The sequence below is a fragment of the Bifidobacterium sp. UTBIF-78 genome, from assembly GCF_006408945.1.
Taxonomy (GTDB): domain Bacteria; phylum Actinomycetota; class Actinomycetes; order Actinomycetales; family Bifidobacteriaceae; genus Bifidobacterium; species Bifidobacterium myosotis.
In genome coordinates this window covers 1-11375 of sequence record NZ_JFAO01000050.1, presented here as the reverse complement: position 1 = coordinate 11375, position 11375 = coordinate 1, and the positions used below count along the sequence as shown (strand labels likewise).

The 11375-nt window shown below is 60.2% G+C and carries 7 protein-coding genes and 1 pseudogene; 1 reads left to right on the top strand and 7 read right to left on the bottom strand.

Annotated features, from left to right (window positions below; translation table 11 throughout):
• Positions 1-154: 154 nt before the first annotated feature.
• The 7 genes and pseudogenes from BG22_RS09635 to BG22_RS09605 form a co-directional block, all read right to left on the bottom strand.
• Entirely contained in the window at positions 155-2032 is a 1878-nt protein-coding gene (locus BG22_RS09635; protein WP_140495116.1) for an oleate hydratase, read from the bottom strand.
• 196 nt (positions 2033-2228) lie between these two features.
• Positions 2229-3113: an aldo/keto reductase gene (locus BG22_RS09630; protein ID WP_140495114.1), complete on the bottom strand. Its 885-nt coding sequence runs from the start codon at positions 3111-3113 to the stop codon at positions 2229-2231.
• Between the two features lie 114 nt (positions 3114-3227).
• Complete coding sequence (locus tag BG22_RS09625) at positions 3228-3641, bottom strand: DUF4186 domain-containing protein (RefSeq protein WP_258186317.1); 414 nt, start codon at positions 3639-3641, stop codon at positions 3228-3230.
• Between the two features lie 615 nt (positions 3642-4256).
• Positions 4257-4514, bottom strand: coding sequence for a hypothetical protein (locus tag BG22_RS09620; protein ID WP_140495110.1), 258 nt, complete (start codon positions 4512-4514; stop codon positions 4257-4259).
• A 92-nt stretch (positions 4515-4606) separates the two neighbouring features.
• Positions 4607-8161, bottom strand: coding sequence for a DNA polymerase III subunit alpha (gene dnaE / locus BG22_RS09615; RefSeq protein ID WP_140495108.1), 3555 nt, complete (start codon positions 8159-8161; stop codon positions 4607-4609).
• 95 nt (positions 8162-8256) lie between these two features.
• On the bottom strand, positions 8257-9000 hold the full coding sequence (locus BG22_RS11255) for a hypothetical protein (protein ID WP_258186316.1): 744 nt from the start codon (positions 8998-9000) through the stop codon (positions 8257-8259).
• Positions 9001-9384: 384 nt separating this feature from the next.
• Positions 9385-9969 (bottom strand): annotated as a pseudogene (locus tag BG22_RS09605) (PHP domain-containing protein); the annotation flags it as partial.
• A gap of 272 nt (positions 9970-10241) precedes the next feature.
• Here BG22_RS09605 and BG22_RS09600 point away from each other — a divergent pair.
• Positions 10242-11297 (top strand): YafY family protein, encoded by a 1056-nt coding sequence (locus BG22_RS09600; protein WP_140495102.1) that lies wholly within the window; start codon positions 10242-10244, stop codon positions 11295-11297.
• The last annotated feature ends 78 nt before the right edge of the window (positions 11298-11375 follow it).

The following is an 11375-nucleotide window of genomic DNA, read 5'->3' as shown; positions in this document are numbered from 1 at the left end:
CCGGCCCGTCACCACCAACCAGTCAGTCCAGCACACCCTGATCAACCGGCCAAATCAGCCCGTCACCACCAACCAGTCATGCCAGACCGCAATCGATAACCAGTCGATGCCAATCACACCAACCGACCGGACCGGCCGAATGCCAAGGCACGCGTCAGATTACGTGGTACTCCTTGAGCAGTGTGGCGATGTCCGTGCCGTCGAGCTTCTTCAGCACCTTGCCAAGCACGGCCTTCTCCACGAAGTTGAGCTTCATATCCGTGACCGGCTTGCCGTCGCGCAGCTTGACGGTGGCGTTGAGAAGATTACGCACATCGTAGACGCTGCCCCACACCTCCGGCACACCACGGTCGACGTCAAGCAGGGTGTACACCGCCTCCATGCCGGTGCGCATCGAGTATTCGGTGGTGAAGATCGTGTCGCGCGGGGTTTCCGCGAACTGACCGAGGAATGCGAAGTTGACGGCACCATCAGGGACCACATCCGGACGGTCACCGGCTGCGCGCGGCATGAAGAAGGCCGTGATGTACGGCATCATCACCGGCACGGTGTTGGCGTGGTTCTTGGCGAGCGCCTCGATCTTGTCGGTCGGCACACCCATGTGGTACAGCCACTCCTCGCAAATCTCCTCGCCGGTGCATTCGGTCATCGGCTTCTTGACGTAATTGCCGGGCTTGTCGGGGAACAGACCATAGACCCACACGCACAGCTGGTCCTTGGGCTGGTCGCGGAACTGCTGCTGACGGTTCAGGGTCCAGCTCATGAGCCAGTTGGAATCGGTGACGGTAACGATGCCGCCGGTGACGACCTTGCCGGTGAACGGGTCGCGCTTGCAGATGCGCTGGATATAGGGCGGAATCTCCTTGTCCAACGTGGTGACGGTGGCGCTCATCCACTTGGTGGCCTGCGGGTCGGAGCAGAACTTGTCCGGGTGGCCGAAGCTCGGGTCCTGCGCGGCGATGCGGCTCCACATGTCCCAGCCGCCGCCGGGCTTCAGATCCGGGTTCCAAGCGGCGGGTGCGTGCTGCGAGCCCATCGTGGAGTTCTCGACGCAGCCGCCGTTGGTGATGAACACCAGATCGTTCTCGGTCAGGTCGATGGACGACTTCTCGCCCTCATGGTCGAGGTCGATGCGCACGGCGAGCTTCTTGGTGGGGCTGGAGTACGGGTTGCGCTTGAAGACTCCGGAGGTGGCCTGAATCTTGAGGATGGTGTCCTGACCCACCCCGGTGTGCTCGCGCTTGGGGCCGTCTCCCCCGCCGATGGCGAATTCGACGTTCTCGACCTTGGTGTTGTAGTGGAACTGCACGCCATGGCCTTCAAGGTACTTGACCATCGGCAGGATCATCGACTCATACTGGTTGTAGCGGGTGAAGCGCAGGGCAGAGAAGTCCGGCAGTCCGCCGATGTGGTGGATGTAGCGCTTGATGTACAACTTCATCTCGAGCGCGGAATGCCAGTTCTCGAAGGCGAACATCGTGCGCCAGTACATCCAGAAGTTGGAGTTCAGCACCTCGTCGTCGAAGAAATCGGTGATGGGCTTGTCGTACAACTCCTCATCCGGGGTGAAGAAGAGCTTCATGATCTCCTGCGAGGCTTTGTCGCTCAGTCCGAACTTGCCGTTCGTGCCGGCGTCCTTGCCGAGTTCCTTGGTGGCGCGACACAGCGAGTAGTTCGGGTCCTCCTTGTTAAGCCAGTAGTACTCGTCGAGCACCGAGACGCCTTCGGTCTCGATGGAGGGGATGGAGCGGAACAGGTCCCACATCACCTCGAAGTGGTTGTCCATCTCGCGACCGCCGCGCATCACGTAGCCAAGGCCGGGAATCTCCGCGCCGTCGCACGCGCCGCCGGGCACCGGGTCCTTTTCGAGAATGTGGATGTGGTCGCCGGGCATCTGGCCGTCGCGCACCAGATAGCAGGCCGCCGACAGGGCGGCGAGGCCCGTGCCGATGATGTAGGCCGACTTCTTGTCGACATCGGCCGGCTTCTTCGGACGGGCAAACGCCTCGTAATTACCGTTGGAATAATACATGTCCGCCTCCTTGTGGGTTGGTTGACAGTCTGTCAACCATTGCTGATGGACATCATGTCGCATTTTCCGCCGACACGCCATAGACACCGTGCGGTGTGGTGCGGCATTTTGCGCGCTATCCGCCGGAATCCGCTTGGAATCCAGCTGGAATCAGGTGAATGCCAATACGGAATCGGGGTACCGCCCGAATCCGGAATCAGATGTTGCCGCGTACGTGCTGATCGGCCCACGACTGCGAATGAGTGAACGTGGCGGGGTCGGCGCTCACGTTGGCGTGCGGGTCGTCCAATGCGTCGATGGCCTCGAGCTCGGCGGGAGTCAGGTCGAAGCCGGTGCTGGCGAGGTTCGCCTTCATGCGTTCGACGTGCTTGGACTTCGGGATGATGATGCGCCCCTCCTGCGTATGCCAGCGCAACACCACCTGCGCCGGCGTGACGCCATGGGCCTTGGCGGCTGCCGTCACCGAATCGGATTCGATGTCCTTGCCGTGACCGAGCGGGCTGTACGCTTCGGCCACGATGCCGTGAGCCTTGCAGAAGGCGAGGTTGCCGGGCTGGGAATAGCGCGGATGCACCTCAATCTGGTTCACGGCCGGAGCCTGACCGGAATCCTCGATGATGCCGCGCAGATGCTCGGGCAGGAAGTTGCTGACACCCGGCACGCGGATCGCGCCCTCGTCGCGCAGCTTGAGCAGCGCGCGCCACGTCTCCTTGTAGAAACCGGCGGCGGGGAACGGCCAGTGGATGAGATACATGTCGATGACGTCCACCTTGAGCTTGCGGCGGGATTCCTCGAACGCCACCATGGCGGAGTCGTAGCCCTGATCGCAATTGCGCAGCTTGGTGGTCACCCACACCTTGCCGGCCATGCCGGTGGCCTTGAGCGCATCACCCACCTGCTCCTCGTTGTAGTAGGCGGCGGCCGTGTCGATGTGACGGTATCCGATCTCCAACGCCTCCTCGACGGCACGCTGGGTGTCTTCGGGCGGAATCTGGAACGTGCCGAATCCGATCTGGGGAATCACGGAATGCGCCTTGTCGTTCAACGTCAGTTCAGGGGAAACCAGTTGCTGTTCGCTCATGACGATCCTTTCGCTATGGAAACGGATTTCCGCCTTCATGCTACTCCTGCGGCACTCCGTTACCACCCTGCGCACCCCTATTTCGGGCTCTTCCGCATTCGGGCTTGTCCTCGACTAACGGACCGGGCGAGCAGGTTGGACGGGCTGGACAGTGTGGACCGGATGCGCCGGATGAACGGGGTGATTGACGAGGTCGCGTTCGATCCATGCCATGACGAGGTCGGCGAGACGGTTCACCTCCTCGTCGGTCAATGGCCGTCCTTTGGGGATGTGATGCCATTTTTCGATGCATCCGCGGCAACAGGTGGCAGTGGCATGCTGGGCGGTGAACACCGGATGACCGCGCCACGGCGTCTGCCTGCCGTCGTTCTTCGGCTCGGCGGCACCGACCCGGTCCCGCAGCATCTCATGCGCGTGCCGGTCGATCGTCTCCTTGCCCTTGGCTCTCGCGTAGGCGCGATCCTTGTCGGTCAATACGAATTTGGCGCGGAATTGCGAGCGGGACAATCTCTCCAGAGTCTCAGCCATCCAACGTTGCTCGCCTGCATCAGTCACAGCTTCCATCGTAGCGCGCGATTGGGGCCTTGGCACTGTCCTAGCGGCGTCAGCCGGCCATAAGCTGGCCCGCCGACGACACTGAGGCGATAATTGCCGTCGCCAGCGGGCCATGCGATGGCCGTTCGCCAACGGTTACGGGCTCAGCGCGGTTGCACGGCCATGAGCTGGCCTGCCGACGACGCTGAGAAGGCGATTCGCGTCGTCGGCAGGCCATACGGTGGCTTGATGCCGACGCTACCGCACTCAGCGTAGCCGCCAAGCCATGCTCTGGCTCGGTCACGACGTCTGCCGCAGGCTATTGGCGTCGTCGAGCCAGCTCATGGCCGGGCAACAACGCCAGGTATCCCTCGACGGACAGACGAGCATCCATTCAACAGCCCAATCGGACTCGCCGTGCCATGCAGCGACTATCCCCGCCGATTCCAGTCATGATTCCACGCACGATTCTGGGCACTCCACGACACCACGGATGCTGATGCCCATCGTGCATGATTCCGCACGATTCTGGGCATTCTCCCACTACGAGGAAGGCCGCTCTCCAGGTTCTGGGCATATCCATGCCATGAAACCCGGCTACGGGCATCTTCATGGTGACCACATGCCCAGAATCCCGCTTATGACACGCGAATGCCCAGAATAACCGGTAGGGATATGCCCAGAACCGACAGGGCAGTCGTTCCCCATGATGCGAATATGCCCAAAACCGACAGCGCAGCCTTCTCCATGGTGGTTCTCCATGATGCGGATATGCCCAGAACCGCCGAAATCGTCTTCGATGGTTTCCGTATGATTCACCCGGACAGATGCGGATATACCCAGAACCGCCGAAATCGTCTTCTTCATGGAGTGAATATGCCCGGAAAATGAGGAGGAAGGCCATGCGAGCCGGCCGGGACATCATGTCTTGCCCCACCGCCGGCTCGAAACCCACCCCGTCAGGCGGCGGGCAGACAGCTGGGGCCGAAGAGAATCTTGATCTCGGCGAACAGCGACGTGTCGCGCTTGACGCGGAACCGGTCGCCGAAGGTGAAGACCTGGGCGTTGCCCTTCTCGTCCATCACCGCCAGATGCACCTCGCAGTAACCAGGATGGTTGGCGAGCACCTGACCGAGCTCGGTCATCCGGCGACGGTCCAACGCCACCGGCGGCAGCGTGATGACCAGCGGACGCTCATCCTCCGCCTCCAGCGTGGGCACCTGCATGTCGGTGGCGCGCAGAGACACGGTCTCGTCGCGCATTTCGACCTGCCCGCGAATCTGCACCACCGTGTCAACGGCCAGTTCGGCGGCTGCGGCCTCGTACACCTTGCCGAAGAACATGCATTGGATGCTGCTTTCCATGTCTTCGATGGTGACGATGGCCCAGGGGTTGCCTTTCTTGGAGACGCGCCGGTCCACGCCAGTCACGAGGCCTGCGAGGGTGACCTGTTGTCCGTCGGGCATGGTTTTGGCGCGGTCGATGAGGTGCGCGATGGACATCTCGCGCAGGCTGGCGAGCACGGACTGCATGCCGGAGAGCGGGTGATCGGACACGTACAGGCCGAGCATCTCGCGTTCGAAGTTGAGCTTGGTCTTCTTGTCCCATTCCTCGAGGTCGGGCACGCTCACGGAGGCGTCGCCCATGGCCTCCGCTCCCCCGTCCTCGTCGTCGCTGAACAGGTCGAACTGGCCCTCGGCCTGCTTGCGTTTGAGGCTCACGACCGAGTCGATGGCGGCCTCGTGCACGGTGAACAGGGCGCGGCGGTTCGGGTCGATGGAGTCGAAGGCGCCGGCCTTGATCAACGATTCGACCAAACGCTTGTTCAGGGCGGTCAGGGGCACGCGGCGGATGAAGTCCATGAAGTTCACGAACTTGCCGCGCAGGCCCTCGCGTTCGGCGATGATGTCAGCCACGGCCTTGTCGCCCACGTTACGGATCGCGCCGAGGCCGAAGCGCACGACGTCGCCGACGGCCGAGTACTCGTAGACCGACTCGTTGACGTCCGGGGAGAGCACCTGGATGCCCATGCGACGCGCCTCACCCAGATAGAGGGCGGTCTTGTCCTTGTTGGTGGCCGCGCCCTGCAGGAGGGCGGCCATGAACTCGACCGGGTAGTGGGTCTTGAGGTACGCGGTCCAGTAGGAAATCAGACCGTAGGCGGCCGAATGCGCTTTGTTGAACGCGTAGCCGGAGAACGGGACGAGGATGTCCCACACGGCGGTGGCGGCCTCCTCGGAGTAGCCGTGCTCCTTCATGCCCGCGAAGAACGGGACCTTCTCCTTGGCCAGCACCTCGGGCTTCTTCTTGCCCATCGCACGCCGCAGCACGTCGGCCTTGCCCAGCGAATAGCCGGCCAGGATACGCGCGGCGGACTGCACCTGCTCCTGATAGATAATCAGGCCGTACGTCTCGTCGAGCACCTGCTTCAACGGCTCCTCAAGCTCGGGGTGGATCGGCGTGATCTTCTGCAGGCCGTTCTTGCGCTTGGCGTAGTTGGTGTGCGAGTCCATCGACATCGGGCCCGGACGGTACAGGGCAATCAGTGCGGAGATGTCGTTGAAGTTATCGGGCTTCAGGGTCTTGAGCAGCGCGCGCATGCCGTCGGAATCGAGCTGGAACACACCCAGCGTGTCGCCGCGCGACAGCAACTGGTAGGTTTCCCTGTCGTCCAACGGGATCTTCGTGTAGTCGATGGCCGGCTTGCCGTTGGCCTCGATGTTGCGCAGCGTGTCATGGATGATCGTGAGGTTGGACAGGCCCAGGAAGTCCATCTTCACCAGACCCAGCGTCTCGCACGTATGATACTCGAACGTGGTGGTGATGGTGCCGTCGGTGCGCTCCAGCAGGGGCGACGTGTCCGTGATCGGCGCGCTGCCCATGATCGTCGCGCACGCATGCACGCCGGTCTGGCGGATCAGGCCCTCGATGCCCTTCGCCTCGTCGGTGATGCGCCGCGCGTCCGGGTCGGACTCGTACATCTCGCGGAACTCGCGCGCCTCCGCGTACCGTTTGGCCGCCGGGTCGAAGATATCGTGCAGGGAGATGTCCTTGCCGCCGGTCGCGGCAGGCGGCAAAGCCTTGGTGACCTTCTCGCCCACCGAGAACTCGTAGCCCATGATGCGCGCGGAGTCCTTCAACGCCTGCTTGGTCTTGATGGTGCCGTAAATCACGCACTGCGCCACCTTGTCGGTGCCGTACTTCTCACCGCAGTACTCGATCACGCGGGCGCGGCCCTCCGGGTCGAAGTCCACATCGATATCCGGCAGGGAGACGCGCTCCGGGTTCAGGAAGCGTTCGAAAATCAGACCGTGCTTCAACGGGTCGAGCTCGGTGATGCCCATCGCGTAGGCAACCATGGCGCCTGCGGCCGAGCCACGGCCGGGCCCCACCATGATTCCGTGGTCCTTGGCCCACTGGATGTAGTCGGCCACGACGAGGAAGTAGCCGCAGAACTGCATCTGGCAGATCACGCCGCACTCGTAGTCGGCCTGCTTCAGCACGTCCAGCGGCGGATGCCCGTCATAGCGCCTCTCGAGCCCCTCCTCCACCTTCTTCAAGAACAGGCTGGTCTCGTCCCACCCCTCCGGGCAGGCGAACTGCGGCATGAACGCGCCGTCCTCGTGATCGTCGAACATCACGTTGCAACGCTCCGCGATCTCCAACGTGTTGTCGCACGCCTCGGGATGCTCTTTGAACAATTCGCGCATCTCCTCGGCGGTCTTGATGAAGTAGCCGGTGCCGTCGAACTTGAAACGGTCCGGGTCGTCGAGCCGGGAACCGGAGTTGATGCACAGCATGGCGTCCTGTGCCTGCGCGTCCTCGGCATGCACGTAATGCGAATCGTTCGTCGCCAGCAACGGGGCGTTGAGTTTCTTCGCGATGTCGAGCAGGTCCCGGGTCACCTGCATCTCGATCTTGAGACCGTGATCCATCAGCTCGATATAGAAATTGTCCCGGCCGAAAATGTCCTGGAACTCGCCCGCCGCACGCAACGCCTCATCGAACTGGCCCAGACGCAGACGCGTCTGGATGATGCCCGACGGACAACCCGACGACGCGATCACGCCTTTCGAATAGGTGGCGAGCACCTCCTTATCCATACGCGGATAACGCATGACGCGACCCTCGAGATTCGCCACCGAGGATGCCTTGATCAGATTGACCAAACCCTCGTCATTCTCCGCCCACATCGTCATATGGGTGATGAGGCCACCGCCGGAGACGTCGTCGCGACGCTGGGCTTCGGTGCCCCAGTGCACGCGCGATTTATCCTGCCGGGCGGTCTCGGGCGTCACGTACGCCTCGATGCCGATGATAGGCTTGACGCCGTTGGCGACGCAGTTGGTGTACATCTCATACGCACCATGCATGTTGCCATGGTCGGTGATGCCGATGGCGGGCATGCCGAGTTCGGCCGCGCGCTTGGCCAGCGCGGGAATCTTCGAGGCGCCGTCCAGCAGCGAATAGTGCGTGTGATTATGCAGATGTACGAAGTTCCCGGTTTCAGCCATGAGGTCAACCATACCTTAGAGTCTTGTCGGCTATGAATATGTCCTGATTCCCCGCGCAGGAACGATATGCGCCAGCGGGCAATGCTTTTTGTGAATCAAAATAAGGTGCCGAACTGTTGTTTATTCTTGCTGCGCGCTAAAGCCGTGGATCCCAAGATGTTCACCCTCGGCAGCCCCAGTTCCGCACATGTGTGCGAATCGAATGCGACGGCAACGGTTCCATCCACTTGTTGGATGAGCGATGTGAACCCCGACAGAGGGCGGGCACTGAGCACGATGGACCCTTCACGGACGAATCGCCTCTGCGGGAATTGTGCTATGCGATCCTCTACACCCCTGAGTCGTTCATCGTGCATCCAGTCGCCGATTGCCTCCGCACCGGAGGATACATCATGCTGTTGTCCGAGTGCGCCGGACACCGCTCTGATGGCTTTCGCCAACCCGTACTTCACGTACTCCGCTGTGGGCGCCACATAGCCCTCCCCGTATCGTTCGCGCAGCACCTTCAACGCGAGCGGGGCAATCCCCGATTCGCCGCGCAGCGTCACCACAGGGAATTTCGGATTCCTCCCATTGATGAAACGACCCGCCGACATGCCAAGCTCCATCGGGTTCGCATGAGTGATGCCCAATGCATGGCACACGAGACTGGCCCTTGCTCTCCCTTCACTGTCGGCGAACACGTAACCCGATTCCTCAAGTTGTTGCTTCATGTCCGCGACCGCCAGCAGATACTCCTCCGCATGAACAAGTCCGATTGCGTACAGTTCCTGCTCCATACGTTTCCTGATATCAACGGTCATCGCACCATGCAGACGGTCCGCCCCGGCCTCGACCATCCGACGTAGAGCACTGGCTGCAGATTCTTCCGGACCATAATTATGGGTCGGCATCAACGAACCTTCAGCTTGAGGATGAAAACCGGCCCGGCATCGTTCGGCGATAAGCAACGTATTGTCACATGCCTCAGGAATGTCCGCGAACAGACTTCTCATCTCGTGTCCGGACAGTAGGTGATACCTTTCTCCATAAAGTCGGAACCGAGATGGATTGTTCCAACTGTCACCGTATTCGATGCACATGCGCATCTCCTGAGCTATCCGGGCCGCAGGACTCGCATAATGCACGTCTGCGGTCGCCACTATGGGAGCATCGAGTTTGCGGGCAATTTCAAGCAGACCGGACCGCACCCGCCGTTCCATCTCCAGTCCGTGATCCATGATTTCAACGAAGAAACTCCCCCGTCCGAAGATGTCCTGAAGATCGCCCGCCATACGGAGGGCGTCGTCGAATTGTCCCAGCCGCAATCTCGTCTGAATCGCACCCGACGGGCAACCAGAGCCGCAGATCAGGCCTGCGGCATATCGTGACAACAGTTCCCGATCCATTCGTGGATATCATCCGACTCTGCCTTCGAGATTCGCGGCGGATGACATCGAGAACATGTTTTCCAGCCCTTCGTCCGTTTCCGCCCACAAACTCAGATGGGTGAACCTTCCATTCCCTCCGACATCATCGGGATTCCGACGCCGGCGCGGAGTCGGATCCCATGAGACTGGTGACGTATCACGCCGATCGGTTTCAGGGGTGACGTATGCTTCCAATCCGAGTATCGGCTGTATCCCTGTCTGTCGGCAGGTCTTCCAGAAGTCGAACAGTCCGTTCACCACACCGTGATCGGTCAATCCGATAGCGGGCTGCCCTATGTCCACCGCCGTCTGAACCAATTCGCTGATGGATGAACCCCCGTCAATCATCGAGAATGAACTGTGTACATGCAGATGCACGAAATCATCACCGCTCGTCATTAATGTCCTTTCCGGAAAATGTATCGTATGCCGATCATCACATCTCAACGAGAAGAACAGTACATATCTACTGTTTGTCAATCCTTTTGTTGACGAAATATCCGATCATGTGCAGCTCGAACATGATGATGACATCGGCATTGTCGGCATCGCCTCGCCACCTATCCTGTCGAGAAGCGATGCGACCTCTCCTGACGTTCGTCAACTTATAATGACGCTCAGGAAAGTTGCCATGGAAGGCTTGGAGAATGGACTTCTGAGAGGTGGAGTGTATGTCTGGATCAATGAAAAGCGCACCTTCCACGGCTGAAATCGTCGTGGAGATTCTTGAGCTGCTTGACGCGCACACCGATCGGGAGCATGGGGTCTCGGCCGTATGGATCAGCAAGCAACTGGGAGTAACCGAGAAGACCGTCCGAGGTCATCTGCACACCCTAGCGGCAATCGAACCGTTCGGTCGAAAAGTCGGAAAGCTAGAGCGGAAGGATCTCATCAACGCGCAAAGCATCGACCCAAAGACCGGCTGGTATATCGAACCCATATTCGATACCGCCCAGATGAGATTGCTTGCGGATGGAGCCGCACTATCTCGTTCGGACGGCGAATATCTCAGGGACCTCATTGCCAAGATGTACGCCTTCGCGGGCCGTTCCGGGCAGCTCGACGGTCTTGGCACCCTACTCACTCCGCCTCACTACAATCGGGAATTCTTGAGCAATGTGGAGCAACTCAACGACGCCATAGCCCATGAGCGCCAAATACACTTCCACTATTGCACTTATGACGTCAACGGGGAACTGATCCCCCGCATCGACGCAGCCGGCAAGCCGAAGGAATATACCGCCGACCCCTACGACCTTCGATACAAGAATGAGAAATACTATCTCATCTGCCATCTGCAACCCTATGACGACCTGTCATATCTTCACGTTGAGCGTATTCGGAATCTCCGGGTGGAAGACGCCAACCACTCCATTCAACGTACGTTCGATAGCTTCACCGACGATGCGGGAAACCCTATAGATATCACGGCATTCATGAGCGAACGCCCCTATCCCATCGATGGTGAGGCAGTCCCCATACGTTTACGCGTCGAGGGAGGATTGGAGCCCGTATTCGATTGGTTCAATGACGCGAAAGTGACGCAAATAGAGAAGAACGTCTACGAGGTGGTCATCAAGGCACCGCAATGGGCCACGGCCTTCTGGGCCCTGCAGTACACCAACAGCGGCGTCCATATCACGGTGCTCGAGCCCCAGTCCCTACGTAGTGAATTGCTCCGAGCCGGTCATACACTACTCAACTGTTATAGAGCATCAGAACGGTAGATATCTACCATCTTATTTTTCAGAACATACGATAGGAGGTACATAGAGGCATATCCGAAACAAAGCGATAATTATGGG

Coding starts and splice junctions, on each gene's coding strand:
- BG22_RS09635 (WP_140495116.1), bottom strand. CDS start 2,032: ATGTATTATTCCAACGGTAATTACGAGGCGTTTGCCCGTCCGAAGAAG.
- BG22_RS09630 (WP_140495114.1), bottom strand. CDS start 3,113: ATGAGCGAACAGCAACTGGTTTCCCCTGAACTGACGTTGAACGACAAG.
- BG22_RS09625 (WP_258186317.1), bottom strand. CDS start 3,641: ATGGCTGAGACTCTGGAGAGATTGTCCCGCTCGCAATTCCGCGCCAAA.
- BG22_RS09620 (WP_140495110.1), bottom strand. CDS start 4,514: ATGAAGAAGACGATTTCGGCGGTTCTGGGTATATCCGCATCTGTCCGG.
- dnaE (WP_140495108.1), bottom strand. CDS start 8,161: ATGGCTGAAACCGGGAACTTCGTACATCTGCATAATCACACGCACTAT.
- BG22_RS11255 (WP_258186316.1), bottom strand. CDS start 9,000: ATGGTCGAGGCCGGGGCGGACCGTCTGCATGGTGCGATGACCGTTGAT.
- BG22_RS09600 (WP_140495102.1), top strand. CDS start 10,242: ATGTCTGGATCAATGAAAAGCGCACCTTCCACGGCTGAAATCGTCGTG.